This is a genomic window from Acinetobacter gyllenbergii (assembly GCF_001682515.1).
GTDB classification, from domain to species: Bacteria; Pseudomonadota; Gammaproteobacteria; order Pseudomonadales; family Moraxellaceae; genus Acinetobacter; species Acinetobacter gyllenbergii.
The window spans coordinates 1-17551 of record NZ_KV575270.1 but is presented as its reverse complement, the minus strand read 5'-3'; the positions used below and the strand labels follow the sequence as shown (position 1 = coordinate 17551).

Genomic DNA, 17551 nt, shown 5'->3' with positions numbered 1-17551 from the left:
GACATGGCGACAACATTGAATCAAAATATTTGTTTTATTGGCGGCGGTAACATGGCGCAAGCCTTGATTGGTGGACTGCTGTCTCGTGGTTTACCCACAACCCGCATTACGGTTTCTGATCCTGTAGAACAAATTCGTCACATCTTAGAAGAAAAAAGCATTCAAACCACAACAGACAATGTGGAAGCGATTAAAAATGCGGATGTTGTTGTATTGGCGGTAAAACCACAGGTATTGGCAACGGTATTACAACCATTAAAAGGGCTATTGTCGGATAAACTGGTCATTTCAATCATTGCGGGTGCTGAAATTCAGACCATTTCTGATTTAATTGGTGGTAGTCAACGTATTGTTCGTGTCATGCCGAACACGCCTGCATTGGTACAAACAGGTGCGCATGGTATTTATGCATCTGATGCTGTGAATGCTCAAGATCGCGAGTTAACCAGTCAAATTTTAGCGGCAACTGGTTTAACCATTTGGGTTGAAACGGAAGCTCAAATTGATGCGGTCACAGCAGTCTCTGGTTCGGGCCCTGCATATTTCTTCTATTTAATGGAAAGTATGATCCGTGCAGGTAAAAACTTGGGCTTAGATGAGAAAGTCGCGACTGCATTAACGCTGCAAACAGCGTTAGGTGCAGCCCAAATGGCGATTACCAGCTCGAATTCTCCCGCAGAATTACGTAAAAATGTGACCTCTCCAAATGGTACAACCCAAGCAGCTTTAGAAGTGTTTGATCGTGCGCAGATTTCACAAAATATTCAAGCAGCGCTTGCAGCAGCTCAGAAGCGTAGCCAAGAGCTAGCACAAGAGTTGAGTGACAAGACTAAATCGGTTTAAGTAGGATAAGACAATTATGGGTGCAAGTTCTGCGCTAATTTTTGGTGTTTTGATCAATGTTGCAATTTTATTGGTCTTTTTCCGTTTTTTAATGCAATTGGCGGCAGTGAGTCCATACAATCCTGTGGTGCTTTCAACCGTGAAAGCCACCAAGATTGTAGATGTTTTTAGCCGTATTTTCCCAACAGTGGGTAAGGGCCGTGTCAATTTAGCGGCGGTTGCATTGTTGGTGGTGCTCTATCTGCTGAAAATGTTCGGTCTGATGTATTTGTCTGGACAGATGCCGCATAGTGCGGTGTATCTGGTGATCACCACTTTTGTGACCATGATTCAGGACTTGATTCGTTTCTGTCGTTATTTGATTTTTGCCACCATTATCCTGAGTTGGGTGGTGATGTTTACTCAGACACGTTCACCTTATATCGAAGTGATTCAAGAATTGGCTGAACCATTGCTTGCACCATTCCGTCGCTTATTGCCGAACATGGGGATGATTGACCTGTCTCCAATCTTGGCGTTCTTGGCTTTGTACGTGGCTGAGATTCTGATGAATGAAGCGGCTAAAGTGCTTTTAACTGGTCTTTAAGCAAATCTGATTCAATAAAAAATGGGCATAAGGCCCATTTTTTTTATTTCTTGATCCAGCGCTGTCGAATTGCTCGATTTAACGGATTGGAGAAATAGCGTGCAATGAAAGCACCTAGCCCAATCGCAAGCAAAAAATAAATCAACAATAAAACCAGCTTAATATTGCCCTCAGTCAGTGCAGGCGTATAAAACAGCTTAAAAGTGCCTAAAATAATCAGATGGAATAAATAAATTTCATAACTATTCTTGCCAATCTCCTGTAACCACTTGAAACGTTGTGTCTGCGTGATGGCGTGTTCATTGGCAATGTTTGCTAGAATCAGAGTGGCGGTTGCAAGTGCAAATAGACTAATGCCCCAAACACAGTTTTGTTTAATCGGTGCTGAAAAGTAAATGATGAACATGGTCGCAATGGCGATATATTTCAGTGCTAACCAAGTTTTGGCTTGGAATTTCAGCTGCGGTGCGATCAGTGCCGCAATACAGCCAAAAGCAATCCCGTCAAAACTAGAGAAGTAATGATAGAGGTAGGCACCACTTTCTTCAGCATAATGTAAATATCTAAAATACGGTGCAAATACAATCAGGGCAACACAGGCAAATAGAAAGTAGTTTTTTTTCTTAAATAGCAGTGCTGTCAGTGGAAAAAGAAGATAAAACACTTCTTCAACTGATAACGACCAGAGCACCCCAAGTGCATAGTTGACCCAACCATTTTCAATAATCAGGATGTTCATCCAAAAGGTTAGTGCTGCCAAGTTGACCGTTGATTGCGCCAGCATAATGCCGTTTGGAGCTTGGGTCATAAAGGGTTTCAGCTCAAATGCCCCTAACAAGTTCACCAGACAGATCAGCAAAATTAAGGTCGGCATGATGCGAGCAAATCTTGAAATATAAAAATCCCGCGTATTGATTTGATTGAGTGCACCCCAGCGCTTGATGGTGTGTGAAGTGATTAAGTAGCCAGAAATCACAAAGAACATGGTGACCCCATAGTTGCCATTTCGAGCGAATAGTGTGGTGATATTTTCACCCAAAATTTGGAAGTTAATTGAGGTGTCAAACAGTTTATAGGGGATATTAAAGTGGTGCAGTAACACCAAGCAGATTGAAATAAAACGCAGTGAATCAATCGAGTGATGGCGATTAAATTGAACTTGATTAAAGGACATTGTACATTCCCTTCTCCTATAAAGATTAATTTTTATCAAGGATTCTTTATTGATCGAATATTCTTTATTATGTGCGTTCTTGTAGCGCAGGGGGAGTTTTGCCCCCTGTCTGCAAGAAACTTTTATTGAGCGGTCGTAAGTGCTTAGTGGGCAGCGTCCCAGTTTAGACCTTGCCCAACTTCAACCACAAATGGCACTGAAATTTCTAATACAGATTGCATCACTTCAGCAATTTGTTTTGAAAGTTCATCTGCGATTGCGGCATCAGCCTCGAATACCAATTCATCGTGCACCTGTAGCAAGAGCTTGGCTTGATCTTTAGGTAGCATTTTATCGACTGCAATCATGGCAAGTTTAATAATATCTGCCGCACTACCTTGTAATGGCGCATTGATGGCCGCACGTTCAGCCGCTTGTTTGATCATTTTATTGCTGGCCATAATGTCGGGTGTATATAAACGACGACCTAAAATGGTCTCCACAAAGCCTTGTTCACGTGCAATTTGGCGCGTGCGCTCCATATAATCCAATACACCCGGATAACGCTGGAAGTAACGTGCGATATAGCTACGCGATTCTTCACGGCTAAAGCCGAGCTGACGGGTGAGACCGAATTCAGACATGCCATAGAGTAGACCAAAGTTAACCGCTTTGGCTTGGCGGCGTTGATCATTGGTGACATCTTCAATGGCAATTCCAAGTACTTCAGCGGCGGTACGACGATGCACATCCTGACCTTGCTGGAAGGCATGCACTAACGCATCATCTTGAGAGAAATGAGCCATCAAACGTAGTTCGATTTGTGAATAATCGGCAGCCAATAGCACACGACCCTCAGGTGCAATGAAGGCTTTACGAATTTGACGACCAATCGGGGTACGGATTGGAATGTTTTGTAAGTTTGGATCAGTGGAAGACAAACGTCCAGTTGCAGTTAAGGCCTGATGGTAGCTGGTATGTACACGATGCGTTGTATCATGCGATTGTTCAATCAAACGATCGGTATAGGTATTTTTCAGTTTTGCCAAGCTGCGATGTTCAAGAATCACTTCCGCCAATGGATGTTCGATTTTTTCTAAAATACTTTCACTGGTGCTGTATTGGCCAGTCGCAGTTTTCTTGCCCCCTTTGAGTCCGAGCTTTTCAAACAGCACCTCGCCGACCTGTTTGGGTGAAGCGACATTAAAGGTTTCACCTGCCAATTCGGCTGCTTGAGCTTCAAGGCTCTGTATGGTTTTAGAGAATTCAACACTGAGTTGATCAAGGAAAGCGTGATCTAACTTAATTCCATCTTCTTCCATGCCCGTAAGGACACGAGCAACAGGCATTTCAATATTATGTAGAATATTGACCAGTTCTGGATGGACTTTCAGTTTTGCTGCGAGTACTTCATACAAACGATAAGTGACATGTGCATCTTCAGCGGCATAATGCGCTGCGACTTCAAGCTCAATCTGATTAAAGGTTTTTTGTTTGGCCCCTTTACCTGCGATTTGTTCAAAGGTCGTGGTCAAATGGCTGAGATAAAGTCGAGCAACGTCATCCATACCATGTCGCGTTGCCGCAGCATTCAATACATATGAAGCCAGCATGGTATCAAAATACCAACCTTCAATGGTAATACCGTGATTGGCAAAGATATGTGCATCGTATTTAAGGTGATGACCAATTTTCCGGACTTGCTCATTCTCAAGAATCGGTTTGATTTGAGCAAGAATCTGTTCGCGATTGAGCTGTTCAGGTGCACCTTCATAATCGTGGGCAACAGGAACGTAATAAGCATCTTTGGCATCAAACGCCACCGAGAAACCGACCAGTTCAGCAAAACGATAATCCAGATTGGTGGTTTCTGTGTCAATCGCAAAATGATCGGCCTGCTGCATACGTTGCAATAAAACATCCCAATCTTGTTGATTCAGGACGGTATGATAGGTAGCTTCACCGAGTTGATCATCTTGGCTAGACAGATTGGCATGATCTTCGGTAACCACAGGTTCCGCTTTTTGTTCCGCTTTGGCAATACTTTGAGAGGTTTGTTGATAAGCAGAACTATTCGGATTATTTGGATGGTCTAATGATTGTAATTGGTTACGAAATTCTAATTCAGTATAGAGATCACGTAACTGATCTACATTTGGGTTGGATAGTTTCAGGTCATGCCAATCCAAAGCAAGATCGAGATCACAGACAATACTGGCCAATTGATGGTCAACTTTGATATTGTCTACATTATCTTTAATATTCTGGCTGAGTTTACCTTTGAGCTGATCAGCATTGGCAATGATATTGTTGAGTGTGCCGTATTCATTCAACAGCTTTGCCGCTGTTTTTGCACCAACGCCAGGAACACCCATAATACCGTCAGACGCATCGCCCATGAGGGTCAGATAATCAATGATTTGATGTGGATGGACTCCAAATTTTTCAAAAACGCCAGCTTCATCTAAAACACGTTCTTTAAAACTGTCTTCGAGTTTGACATGTTCATTCACCAATTGCGCCATGTCCTTGTCACCTGTCGAGATGAGGACATGATGACCTTCAGCCAAAGCACGTTTGGTTAAAGTCCCAATAATGTCATCCGCCTCTGCACCCGCAAGAAAATACAAGGGAATCCCTTGCGCTTTGATCAAGGCGTGCAGATAAGGAATTTGTTGTGACAATTCCTCAGGCATGCTTGGGCGATCACCTTTATAGATTGGCGATAATTTATGACGGAAGGTCGGCTCTGGTGTATCAAAAATCACAGCCATATGTGTCGGTTGGGTACGACGCATCAGTTTTTGAATTGCTGAGATTGCACCCCGAATGGCATTGGTATGTAAGCCAGTCGACGTGGTTAATGGAGGTAAGGCGTGAAAAGCACGAAATAAAAAATAAGACCCGTCAACCAAGACAAAAGGTGGCATTGCGCAAATCCTAATTATAAATTACTCGGTATTTTACGTGAAAAAGTGGTGGCTGTCTTATCTGAACTGGACGCAGAGCGGCTGCTTGTGTCGTTTAAAATTTGCAGTATTTTGTATGTAACAATACCTGCCTATCTAGTGATCAAGTAAGATAGCCGCAATGAAGCTGTCATAATTGATATAAGTCTATGTATAAAAAAGACAAACAGGGACTCATTGTTGTTTTAATTGGCTTGGCCGTGTTGCTTGCGGCTGCAATTGCATTGAAGTGGCAAGGCACGATTGTTGCTGCTGGCATTGGATTGACCGTTGTTATTGTGCACGTTCTGTCAGAAATACATCAACGTTTGTCTCAGCTTGAACAGACCGCACCGAGCGATTTTGTGCAGACAGCAGGCATTGGTCTACAAAAAATTGTGATATACGGTGCGGCACTCGTCGCGTTATTTGCCTATGCCAATACATGGATGTGGCTTGCGGGTGGGGCGCTATTGGTATTGCTTTTGTGTTTGGTTCAAACCATTAGTGCTTTTCAAACGCGATTGCTGCATTTAGAGCAATATGCAACCCAATCAGCACGCCTTGATATTTCAACTCAAACTCAACAACAGGCTCCAAGTACTGATGAATCTGTTGAATTAGTTGAAACAACAGCTTCAAACACTTCTCACTTTGAACAACAATCTGCTTGGATGCAGGCTCAACCTGAATCAGTTCAAAGTCCAATACTTCAGAACTCTAGCTCTGCTGCCCATCCTTCTGAGCCAAAACATCCAGCTTGGTGGCAACCTGCACTGGACTGGATGATACACGGTAATCCAATTCTCCGAGTTGCCGTTGCAGTCCTTATGGTTGGCGTGGTGTTGTTGTTACGTTTTGCCAGTGAACATTGGCAACTCAGCCTCGGCGTGAAACTGAGTTTTATCGCGATTGCAGGTGTCGTCACTACCGCTGCTGGTTATTTGCTGCAAAAGAAAAATCAATTATTTGCAGTCGCTCTACAAGGTGTAGGGCTAGCGGTGATCTTCTTAACCTTGATTTTCTCACACCACTTCGCTGTCATTGCCAGCTTAGCTACGGCCAGTGTTTTATTTGTGATTTTATTATCGGCGACAGTCTATCTGAGTTTAAAGCAACAAGCCTTATATTTAGCGATGTTGGCTTTAACCATGGCCTATCTAGCGCCCTTGGTGATTCCACAAAATCATCCTGATGTGATTTTCTTGTTTGGCTATTATTTTGTCATTAACTTGGCCGTGGCAGCATTAAATTTTATTCAACCTTGGAAAATCCTGCATCAGATTGCGTTCTTTGCCACCATGTTTATTGGTGGGGCAACAATTGGGATTTATGCCAAAACCACGCAGTTTGATACTTTGGATATCATTCTCTGGTTACATATGGCGTTATTTATTTGGCTCAGTATTCGTTATAGCCAACTGATGTTACGTGCTCAAAATACGCAGCAACAAACAGCTCAGCCCCCTGAACGTTTACAACCGATTTTAGATGTTGGTCTGATTTTTAGTGTGCCTGTATTGGGCTTTTCGCTACATGCTTATTTAATGCATAACTCGACGCAAGCCCTCACTTGGGGCGCGGTTGCACTCGCGATTGTGTATATCAGTTTAAATATCTGGATTAAACGCCAGCATCCACAATTATCAATCTTGGCAAAAAGTTTCTTTATTCTAGCTGTGGTCTTCGTTGCCTTGATTTTCCCACTGGCCAAAGGGGCACATTGGACTTCAACAGGCTGGGTGATTCAGGGAACGGCATTGATTGTCTGGGGCGTGACCGAACGTTACCGATTAAGTCGCTATGTTGGTGTGGCATTGGTGTTATTAAGTTCCGTGGCATTACTGTTCCAAGTTTGGTCAAATGATCATTTCCCAATTTTAAGTACCGCGATTTTTGCACTTGCTCAATTTATTTCGGCCTTTTACTTATTACATTACCAAGAAGTCGAGAAGTATTTCAGTGCACGCATGCTGAGTGGTGTATTTCTGGTACTTGGCCTATATTCAGGCGCGATTGCAGGGGTTGAATTTCGACATTGGCAAGGGCATGGTTTGAGCCCTTATCTAATGATTGCAAGTGGATTACTTGCAGTTTTTAGTCTTGTAGTAAAGCGTTATGCACGAACCCAATGGGGTGCTTTGCAGCTATTATTTGTTGGTGCACTGGTTGCGTTGGCTTATGTTGAAAGTTTCGCCGTAAATATTTATCAGCAATTACATTGGCCAACAGGTTTACAGCAAGCAAAGTTTTCTGTGGCAACGATTATTTTGGCTTCTATTGTTATTGATGTCGATCAGCGTAGATTTGGGATTTGGGCAACGATTTTTTGGCTCAATTTAGCGATTATAGGTTTGGCTTTTTTCCCAATTATGCCATTGATTGGTTTTGCCATAATTCCAGTATTTTTTGCAATCTTTTTATTTGCTACTAAAAATACTCAGCTGTTACAGCAATCTCCTGTTTGGTGTCTTAGTTTATTGTGGCTTGTCTTAGTCAGTCTAGATCTGCATTCAGCTGAGCAATATTATTACTTACCTTTACTTAACTTCACTGACTTACTGTCTTTACTGGTGTTTGCAGGTCTGATCTGGGTGATTTATCAGCATGACTTTAGTACAGAGCGTTCGATGGAATGGGGCTTTAAAGTCACCACGATTCTCATTGGCTTGTTGGTGTTGAGTAGCGTGGTGGTGCGAGCCATGCACCATTATTTGGGAACACCATTCTGGAGCGCAGCAATTTGGTCGAATGGTGATGTGCAACTTAGTTTGACACTGCTCTGGGTGATCTTGGCCTTTATCCTGATGACCTTTTCCAGTCGCCGCCACATCCGACAAATCTGGTTTGTCGGTGCAGCTTTGTTAGGCATTGTGGTAGCGAAACTGTTGTTATTAGATTTATCGCAAAGCGGCACCTTAACCCGTGTGATTTCATTTATTGGTTCTGGTGCGGTCATGTTGGTGATTGCTTATCTCGCGCCATTGCCACCTGCATTAAGTGAAACCAAGAAAGAAAGTTAACTCTCTTTCTTTTCTTTTTTAAGTTCTTTTTGATTGGCATATTGATCGACTTCATCATTCTCTAAAGGGAGAGGTCGATCAATCAGACCCATTTTCGGTACGGGAATTTCGATCTGATTTTCCAGAAAGCCATTACGAATGCGTTCCTGCATTTCATCGCGGACTTTGAGTGAGTTTTCTTGACGACACCATACGGCAAATAACAGCTCAATGGAGGATTCTCTAAAAGCCGTCACTGTGACGGTGGCTTTGGGATCATCCATCACCAGTGGGTATTTGGCTGCCACTTCTAACAGTACATGTCGCACTTTAATAATATCTTCATGGAAGTTAATCGCCAAGGTGATTGGAATACGCCGTATTGGGTATTTGGATAAGTTCATCACAGGGGTTCGGATCAATTGTTCATTCGGTAAACGAATATAGACATTATCGAGTGTGAGCAATTTAACCGAAAGTAAATCAATTGAAATCACTTCACCTTCGATGGTCTGACCTCGAATTAAAGTGATTTGAATGGTATCACCGACTTCAAAAGAGCCTTCACCAATTAAAAATAAGCCACTGATCAAGTTACTGGCAGAGGTTTGCGAGGCAAAACCCAAGGCAACCGTTAAGATCCCAGCTGCACCTAAAAATACACTGAGCTTAAAGCCTGCTTCTCTAAGGCTGGTCATAATGAACAGCAAGAAGATGAAGTAAAAAATACCTCGACGCCATAACAGGCGTTGGTGGGCATTAAAGCGACTGCCTACCGTGCGGATAAAGGCATTTGAAACCAAACGTGCAATCAGGAAGCCGATGAAACATAAAATAATCGCGACCACGATTTCACTAAGTCGCTCAAAGTTAATGTTGGTGAACACACTTGTTAGGCTGCCAGCAACATCTTTGGGAATATTTGAATTTGGCATGGCAACCCCTTAAAAGAATGAATCGAACATATTAAATAAGGTGCTCCCTGGGGCGCGGGGTGGATGCACATAAATCACTTCACCCGCAGGGCTTGGCGTTTTGTTTTCAATTCGGATACGTGCGGGATGATCGGTACCTTCGTAATAGACTTTGATTTGTGAGGTCCATAAGCGACCTGTACTCTCACTATAAAATAAAGGTAGTGCAGGGACGGGCACATTCATCCGGTCAAAGCGTAACTGGTGATGACTAGTATTGTGGAATTCAATCGGTGTCACTGCTCGGAAAGCACGTGGTTTAAGTAGATTCAAATCAATACGGCCATCGACAGAAGTAGCATAGCAAATCTCGCCATTCTGCGGATCTTTACCAAACCATGTGTCCTTGGGTTGAATCACAGGGATATCAAATAAAGGTTCAGAGAGCCCATCCACCATCCCTGCAATCCATAATGGCGTACTGATATATAAGGTGCCGCGTTGACCCGCAGGAATATAAATTGGATCAACTGGTCGAATCACCACTGAACGATCAGCCAAACGAGGCATCAAATGAAAGCTACTATTGGTCTTATGAAACATATAGCGTTCAATTTTTGCTGGGGGCGGCATGGCAAACTCAGTATCGTTCAGGATTTTCCATTGCTGCTCGTAGTCGTGCTGAGATTGTGGGCGATGATATTCCAAACGCCACTCTTTAATTCCGCGTGTCAGACGAAACAGTAATGAACCGAATTGCCAAGCTTTGGTTTGCTGGATTTCAAATTGTTGTTCGCCCCACCATTTCAAAGTATTGGAATGTGGCGCTTCATATTGATTATTTTGAGACAAGATGCAAAATTCCTGTGTGAGTATGCTAAACAGACTTCACGCTGTAATCTGCTTAGAGTACACTCACTGCTTTCTTTTATCATTATTTGTGTGATGCAAATACTTAAACAAATACAAATTCCTTATAGTTTCGCTAAACGACATGGCGTTTTGTTACGTTATGAAGGCGATCAAGTTTTTATTGTACGACGCAAGGACACCGCGCGTATTGCTTTGCAGGAAGCTCGTCGAATTTTGGGGAAATCAGCTCATGATCAACTTTGTACTGATCAAGAGTTTCATGCCTTATTGAGTTCCAGTTATGCAGGGGATACCGGGGAGTCGCAGCAAGTTGCAGCAGGCTTGGAAGATCATCCAGACTTATTAAGCTTGGCAGATCAAGTGCCTGAAGCTGAAGACTTGATGGATCAGGAGGACGATGCACCGATCGTGCGTCTAATCAATGCCTTGTTGTCAGAAGCGATTCGGGTAGGCGCCTCGGATATTCATATCGAAGCCTTTGAGAAAAAACTCTCGGTACGCTTGCGTGTCGATGGACAATTGCGTGAAATTGTACAGCCGCGACGCGAATTAGCACCGTTGTTGGTGTCACGTATCAAAGTTATGGCGAAACTGGATATTGCCGAAAAGCGGATTCCGCAAGATGGTCGTATCTCATTGCGTCTTGCAGGGCGTGAAGTGGATGTGCGTGTTTCGACTTTACCGTCTTCGCATGGTGAACGTGTAGTGATGCGTTTGCTGGATAAGCAAGCAGGGCGTCTAAACATGACCCATTTAGGTTTAATGCAGAACGATTATGAACGCCTAACTCAATTGGTTCATCGTCCACATGGCATTATTTTGGTGACAGGCCCAACAGGTTCGGGGAAAACCACCACCTTATATGCGGCATTATCCGATCTGAATGACAATACTCGTAATATTTTGACCGCTGAAGATCCGATTGAATATCAGTTGGAAGGTATTGGTCAGACCCAAGTCAATACCAAAGTTGATATGACCTTTGCACGTGCGCTTAAGGCGATGTTACGTCAAGATCCTGATGTGGTGATGGTGGGTGAGATTCGTGATCTGGAAACAGCTGAAATTGCGGTGCAAGCTTCTTTAACTGGTCACTTGGTTTTATCAACACTGCATACCAATACTGCGATTGGTGCGGTGACGCGTCTGAAAGATATGGGAATTGAGCCTTTCTTATTGGCGAGTTCTTTGATTGGGGTGATTGCACAACGTTTGGTGCGAACTTTATGTCCGCATTGTGTCACTTGGCGTAAGGCTGATGATTTTGAGCGCCAAGTGTTCCAGCACCTTAAAGTGGATGAATATATGCAGCTACCAGAGCCGCATGGTTGCGAAAAATGTTCACATGTCGGCTTTAGTGGGCGAACCGCAATTTATGAAATTGTGCCCGTAGATGAATCGATGCGCCGTTTGGTTCATGGCAATGCAGCTGAGTATGAATTGGAAAATCATGCACGTCGTCATGCTGCTTCGATTCGTGATGATGGTTTACTTAAAGTATTAGCTGGGAAGACCACTTTAGAAGAAGTACTTCGTGTCACCAATGAAGCTGCCGAAGAATAACTAAATTCAGGTATAAAAAAAACAGCATGGATCATCCATGCTGTTTTTTTATTGGGAAAGCTGAATGTTTATTCGGTCGTCACAATATTAAAGTTCACATCAATATTGCCGCGGGTTGCATTTGAATAAGGGCAGACAATGTGTGCAGCAGCAACCAGTTGCTCAGCTTCTGCCTGTTCCATGCCAATTAAATACACATTTAAAGTCGCTTCGATACCAAAACCATTTGGAATCGGACCAATACCGACTTCACCTTCAACATAGGCATCTTTGGTGATTTTAAATTTATCGCGATTCGCAACAAACTTCATGGCACCTAAGAAACAGGCTGAATAGCCTGCTGCAAACAGTTGTTCTGGATTGGTAACCGCACCACCAGCGCCGCCCATTTCTTTAGGGACGCCTAACTGAACATCTAAAACACCGTCAGAAGAAGTTGCTCGTCCATCACGACCACCTGTTGCTTTTGCTTTCGCACGATACACCACTTTTTCTAAAGACATGATTATTATTCCTGAATAATATTGAATGCAATTAAATCGTACACGATATAAATTAAAAAACAAGTTGCTGTTGTGTAAATTTTAAACTTATTTGTTTAGATTGCTGCGAAGTTCTGAAAGCTGATCTTTTAATGCCAATAGTGTTGTGGGTGAACAGGATGCCGCTTGAGCCAATTGATTTGGAATATCAATCGCTTGTAATTGTAAGGCGTGTCCTTGTGTTGTAAGCCCAATGATCACTTGCCGCTCATCTTTAAGAGAACGTTTACGGCTAATCAAGCCTGCTGTTTCAAGTTTTTTGAGTAATGGTGTAAGTGTCGATGATTCTAAAAATAGCCGTTCACCGATGTCTGAAACGGACAACTGATCCTTTTCCCATAACACCAGCATTACTAGATATTGGGGGTAGGTTAAGCCAAGTGGTGTCAGTAATTGGCGATAAACTTGGTGCAAGGCAAGGTTGGTCGAATAAACCAGAAAACATAACTGATTGTCTAATAACAGTTGTGGATGTTCTTCGCCCATGCAGCCCTCAAATGGTAATTGAATAGGATCAGTATATCGTGGTCTGATCGATTACCTAAGTAGTTTAGGTATCAATTCAAATCAAAAAAGCATAAGCCGTAAAAACTTATGCACTCTAAGCGGTATTTCAATGGGTGCTTACCACAGCTCAGCAATTTTTTTCATCAGTCGTGCTCTATAAATTGCAGTTGGGTTACTGAGGTTATTTTGTGCTTCTAGTTCGAAGTGCTGTTGCCAAGCTTTGATCATGTCTAAGGTCGTCCCTTTTTGTTTAATCACTGCGACATCTTCACGTCGAATATTACTTAATCTTTGTCTTGCACCTTCAGCGCCAGTTCCCCAGCCAATGACCCATTGTCCAAAAGCATTCAAAGATAAATTTTGTGGTGTAGATAAAACCTGTGAAGATTGCGTGGACTCATCCCCATCGAGATCAAGCGATGAAGCATGAAGTGGTGCGGTTATCCCCAAAAAAAAGAAAATCAGAATCAATCTAAACATGAATAAAACTTAATAAGAATTAATTGACGATGTTACATCATTCATAGGCCAAAATCGTTTGAGCTTGTTCTACGATGATCAATAATTGGTATTAAATCATGATTCTATAGATCAAACATTTAGAAAATTTGATCATCTCAGTCAGATTACCTCTGGCTGAATGTATTTTATACAATATGCAATTTGAAGTAGAGGATGTAGAGAAGAAAGATTAATAATGGATAATTTTGCGATGTTGCATCAACGGCATTGCCAGACGAACCTGATTTTGTTGTTCAAGGTCAAAGTCGCTGGTGATTAAGCCATGTCCTTCAGTCTCAATGCTTTGCAGAAGTTGACCACGGCTATCAGTAATACCCGCATGTCCCCAAGTTTGACGGTGTTCACCATGCCAGCCTTGTTGCGCTGCACCTAAAACATAACACTGACTATCCATAGCACGTGCTTGTAACAGCAATTGCCAGTGAAGTTGGCCAGTGGTGTAAGTAAAAGCAGCGGGGGCGGTTAAAATATTGGCCCCTTGCTGACGTAAAGTTAAAGCCAATTCTGGAAAACGTAAGTCGTAGCAGACCATGAGACCTATATGACCAAAAGGAGTCTTGGCAACCACGACTTGATCGCCTGGCTCGAAGAATTTAGATTCTTGATAACCACCGACTGCATCACCCACTTGTACATCAAACAAGTGGATTTTGTCATAGCGTGCTTCAGTCCCTTCAGGGCTAATACACAAACTCACCGTACGCACACGACCATCTTGAATAACCGAGCCATCTGGACGGAACGGGCATGGGAGTGTACCTGCAATGATCCAGATTTGATAACGATGTGCCAATAGTTCTAGGCGTGCTTGGATACTTTCGAATTGTGCAGCAGTTTCACGTTGTTTCCCTGCTGCAAAACAAACAAAATTCTCTGGGAAAACAATCAGCTCGGCTGCCTGAGCCTTACTTTGCTGGATTAATGACTCAATGACATCGAAGTTTGCTTCAATGTCATTTTGAGAATTCATCTGTGCAACGGAAAGTAAGGTCATAGGGGGATCACGATACTGAGTTTAACGATCAAGCGTTTTGTTTTTGTACGTCGAGATTTAAGCAATCTTGCTCTTTTTGCAATTGCTTAACCAGTGGTTCAAACATATTTTGGTTGTTTTCGTTCAAGCGCATCAGTGTTTTGTGTGCGTCGAGCACGGTATTGAGCATGGCACTATGTGTGACTTGCTCTTCTGTAAGCTCTAGCGTGCATACACTTGGATCACCGCAGTAATTTAAAATCACAAAGACCTGCCCGAGCCCCATACTATTGGCCAGGGTGGTGATATCTGGATTTGTCGATAGCATAACTGCTTGTATGTGATGAGCTTGCTTAAGCTTTAAACCCAATTTTGCCAGTATGCCTAAAACAGTACTGTCAATAAACGTGGTTTCAGTTAAATCAACGATTGCACCAACAACATTTTGCTGTTGTTCAATTCTGTTGAGTAGTTTGTCTAGACTTATACAAGAGTGAGCACGCACTTCGCCAATAAGCTTGAAAATATGCGTTCCGTTCAAACTTGCATATTCAACATGACCTGTTGACATATAAATGCCATTTTCAGAGAAAGGATATAAAATTATCCCATAGTGGTATTGTAGACACAAGTGGTTGCAGTATGTGATTTAATTAAATTATTGATTTTAAAATTAATTCATTCGACGCAAGCTTAAGATTGCAATGTCATCTGCTACATGATCAGGTGCTTTGAAGGAGTCTTTTTGCAAGTGTTCGACCAATTGATTAAACTGATCATTCAAACCACCATCAAATGGTTCTAAAGCGCCATCAGAACATAAAATAAACCGTGCGTGACGACTTAATCGACAATGATGTTCTTCGACTTCAAGTTCTTCAGTAAGTCCGAGTGGGAAGCTGCTGGTGGTCAATATTTGAGGGGGCTGATTAGGTTCAAAAATAATGGGGGGAGGATAATGCCCCGCACTTGACCAACGAACTTCATGTGTGACCAAGTTTAAGATCCCTGCCACCATGGTAATGTGCTTTTCAATATTTTCTTGCACGAGCATGGCATTCAGTTTCTGGATCAATTGGCTCGGAGTTTTTGAACGACCATGAAATGCAGCCATCCATGAGGTTAAGAGGCTGCTGGTGACTCCATGACCCGATACATCAGCAAGATAGAATAAAACTTCTTCATCATTTAAACGCCAATAATCATACCAGTCACCTGATAAGTAGGCAGAAGGTTGAAAAAAGGATTCAAATTGATAATTGGGTAATTCGATCGGGTTGGGTAACAGGCGTTTTTGTAATTCAGCGGCAGATGGTAAATCTCGACTGTCTTGATTACGTTTGTATTGCGCATCTATTTTAAATAAGGAGTGCACTGGATTTTTAGGCAAACTATCCCACATCCAACCTGCCAAAGCACCTAATTCCCATGCTTGTGCCAGCGCTGCGCCTTCATGTTCAAACGCAAGCACAATTGTAGGGAGTTTCCATTGATATTTTAAAAAATCTTGGACATCTGCAATCGCGATAATGGTTTGATCATACAAATCTAAATCATCAATTTGAATCATCTGCAAACTGGGTAATTCAGTTAAAGCTTGATCTAAACAAGGTATGGAACGCGTGGGTTGAATGAAATACATAGATGAATAGCCAATCCTTTGTATGATCATTTAAAATTCATCATAGATGAAAGATGACCTTGGATATAGTATTGCCAGAGTTTAAATTCTCTGGCAATACATAAGTTTGTAAAACATTATTTTAATTTAATCATTTTTCATCAGAAGAACTGTCATCGACATCATCTGAATCACCAACAAAAGAAACGTCATCTGAATCACCGCGTTTCTCAGCAATCTGGAAGGCTTTACGTTGTAAATAAAAGTCTCGGATCATTGAATACTTGTCGCCTTTTAAGCTTTCTTCAATATCAAGAATTTGCGAACGTGCATCAACAGCTTGTAATAGATTGGTTGACCAATAAATACCTTCTTGATCATCTAATAGGTATTTTTGCGGGCGACCGAAACTATCTGCGGCTAAGCCAAAACCATCACGGAATGTACTTGGACCGAAGAAAGGTAACATCACATATGGACCTGATGGAACACCATAATAGCCTAGAGTGACACCAAAGCTTTCTTCTTCTGTATTTAAACCTAAACGTCGGGCAGGATCGGCAAAACCTAAAGTTGTTAAAGTATTGACAGTAAAACGCCCTAAGGTTTTTGCTGCGCGTGTCGGACGGCCTTGCATGAGCTGATTAACTGCATTCCAAGGTTCGCCTAAGTTTTTGCGAAATTGACGGTATGGACTACGCACTGGTTCTGGTACTTTAGCAACATATTGGATTGCAACAGGCTTTAATAAGTTGCGGTCTAACATATCATTAAAGGCATAGATTTGACGGTTTAATGGTTGTAAGGGGTCTTTCACCGAATCAGGCTGTGCTGCATTCGCATTCACTTTTAAGTCATGTTTAGTTAAATGCTTTAAATCTTTGATGGCCTGAATTGTTGAGGTCTTTTGCTCTGCAGTGATTTGGCTTGCTACAGCATTAGCTGAATCGCTGGGAGTTTCTTGTGCGAATACTGATGAACATGCTCCAGCAGTTAACAACCCAAGCAAGATAAAATTTGAGTAATGCATATAAGTCCTTAATCGCTGTGAGAGCGAAATAATACAGCCATTAAAATGATTGCGCTATTGAACGCGAAACATAGAGATGAGCATATAGTTTAGTTGTTCTCTTATTATTAAAACAAATTCGGTCGAAAAATATAAGAAAAATTGTGATTTTGGTTTAAAAATGTTCACTCGGATAAAAAAGTTAAAAAAGGGGGTTGCACCTGAACTGAAATACTGTAGAATGCACATCCATCGGCGGTGATGCAGATAAAAACTTGTTGAGAAACAAGGGTTTGGCTAAAGTAGTTGGATTCTTGGGTTGGTTGATAAGTTTATTAAATATCTAAATTACCTGTTGACTTTTAAGAAATTGAGAGTAATATAGCCGACCTAGCTTGATGATGACGAATCATTGAGAAGATCATTAAGAGAATAGAAGAACAACTTGTGTGGATTTTTACTAGTTGATCAATCGAAAATATTTCATTGATTGAA

15 protein-coding genes are annotated in these 17551 nt (G+C 42.1%); 4 read left to right on the top strand and 11 right to left on the bottom strand.

What is annotated here, in order from left to right; genetic code table 11:
• Positions 1 to 3: 3 nt before the first annotated feature.
• Positions 4 to 843 carry a pyrroline-5-carboxylate reductase gene (proC, locus tag NG55_RS18035; RefSeq protein WP_016542084.1) on the top strand — a complete coding sequence of 280 codons (840 nt, stop codon included), beginning with the start codon at positions 4 to 6 and terminating at the stop codon, positions 841 to 843.
• A 16-nt stretch (positions 844 to 859) separates the two neighbouring features.
• On the top strand, positions 860 to 1429 hold the full coding sequence (locus tag NG55_RS18030; protein ID WP_023270768.1) for a YggT family protein: 570 nt from the start codon (positions 860 to 862) through the stop codon (positions 1427 to 1429).
• Between the two features lie 43 nt (positions 1430 to 1472).
• Here NG55_RS18030 and NG55_RS18025 read toward each other — a convergent pair whose 3' ends face one another.
• Both NG55_RS18025 and polA read right to left on the bottom strand, forming a co-directional pair.
• Positions 1473 to 2603, bottom strand: a complete 1131-nt coding sequence (locus NG55_RS18025; protein WP_065344020.1) for an acyltransferase family protein — start codon at positions 2601 to 2603, stop codon at positions 1473 to 1475.
• A 143-nt stretch (positions 2604 to 2746) separates the two neighbouring features.
• Complete coding sequence (gene polA, locus NG55_RS18020) at positions 2747 to 5512, bottom strand: DNA polymerase I (RefSeq protein ID WP_065344019.1); 2766 nt, start codon at positions 5510 to 5512, stop codon at positions 2747 to 2749.
• A gap of 188 nt (positions 5513 to 5700) precedes the next feature.
• Between polA and NG55_RS18015 the strand changes: the two genes are divergently transcribed.
• A complete protein-coding gene (locus tag NG55_RS18015; RefSeq protein WP_065344018.1) occupies positions 5701 to 8553 on the top strand; it encodes a DUF2339 domain-containing protein in 2853 nt (950 codons plus the stop codon).
• Here the strand turns inward: NG55_RS18015 and NG55_RS18010 are convergent.
• Both NG55_RS18010 and NG55_RS18005 read right to left on the bottom strand, forming a co-directional pair.
• Positions 8550 to 9467 carry a mechanosensitive ion channel family protein gene (locus NG55_RS18010; protein WP_065344017.1) on the bottom strand — a complete coding sequence of 306 codons (918 nt, stop codon included), beginning with the start codon at positions 9465 to 9467 and terminating at the stop codon, positions 8550 to 8552. The two genes, NG55_RS18015 and NG55_RS18010, sit on opposite strands and share 4 nt — an antisense overlap.
• A 9-nt stretch (positions 9468 to 9476) precedes the next feature.
• On the bottom strand, positions 9477 to 10298 hold the full coding sequence (locus NG55_RS18005) for a hypothetical protein (protein WP_004655616.1): 822 nt from the start codon (positions 10296 to 10298) through the stop codon (positions 9477 to 9479).
• A 93-nt stretch (positions 10299 to 10391) separates the two neighbouring features.
• On the opposite strand from NG55_RS18005, the gene gspE reads away from it, so the two are divergent.
• Positions 10392 to 11882: a type II secretion system ATPase GspE gene (gspE, locus tag NG55_RS18000; RefSeq protein WP_016542090.1), complete on the top strand. Its 1491-nt coding sequence runs from the start codon at positions 10392 to 10394 to the stop codon at positions 11880 to 11882.
• A 68-nt stretch (positions 11883 to 11950) separates the two neighbouring features.
• Here gspE and NG55_RS17995 read toward each other — a convergent pair whose 3' ends face one another.
• The 7 genes from NG55_RS17995 to NG55_RS17965 form a co-directional block, all read right to left on the bottom strand.
• Positions 11951 to 12385, bottom strand: coding sequence for an organic hydroperoxide resistance protein (locus NG55_RS17995; RefSeq protein ID WP_016542091.1), 435 nt, complete (start codon positions 12383 to 12385; stop codon positions 11951 to 11953).
• Positions 12386 to 12472: 87 nt separating this feature from the next.
• Positions 12473 to 12910, bottom strand: coding sequence for a MarR family winged helix-turn-helix transcriptional regulator (locus NG55_RS17990; RefSeq protein WP_065344016.1), 438 nt, complete (start codon positions 12908 to 12910; stop codon positions 12473 to 12475).
• A 138-nt stretch (positions 12911 to 13048) separates the two neighbouring features.
• Entirely contained in the window at positions 13049 to 13411 is a 363-nt protein-coding gene (locus NG55_RS17985) for a DUF4951 domain-containing protein (RefSeq protein ID WP_016542093.1), read from the bottom strand.
• A gap of 211 nt (positions 13412 to 13622) precedes the next feature.
• The gene (locus NG55_RS17980; protein WP_016542094.1) at positions 13623 to 14447 is read right to left on the bottom strand and encodes a carbon-nitrogen hydrolase family protein; all 825 of its coding nucleotides are present in this window, start codon (positions 14445 to 14447) and stop codon (positions 13623 to 13625) included.
• Positions 14448 to 14475: 28 nt separating this feature from the next.
• Complete coding sequence (gigB, locus tag NG55_RS17975; protein ID WP_016542095.1) at positions 14476 to 14997, bottom strand: anti-anti-sigma factor GigB; 522 nt, start codon at positions 14995 to 14997, stop codon at positions 14476 to 14478.
• 102 nt (positions 14998 to 15099) lie between these two features.
• Positions 15100 to 16068, bottom strand: a complete 969-nt coding sequence (gigA, locus tag NG55_RS17970; protein WP_016542096.1) for an RsbU family protein phosphatase GigA — start codon at positions 16066 to 16068, stop codon at positions 15100 to 15102.
• 130 nt (positions 16069 to 16198) lie between these two features.
• Positions 16199 to 17077, bottom strand: a complete 879-nt coding sequence (locus NG55_RS17965) for an MlaA family lipoprotein (RefSeq protein ID WP_065344015.1) — start codon at positions 17075 to 17077, stop codon at positions 16199 to 16201.
• Positions 17078 to 17551 lie beyond the last annotated feature (474 nt).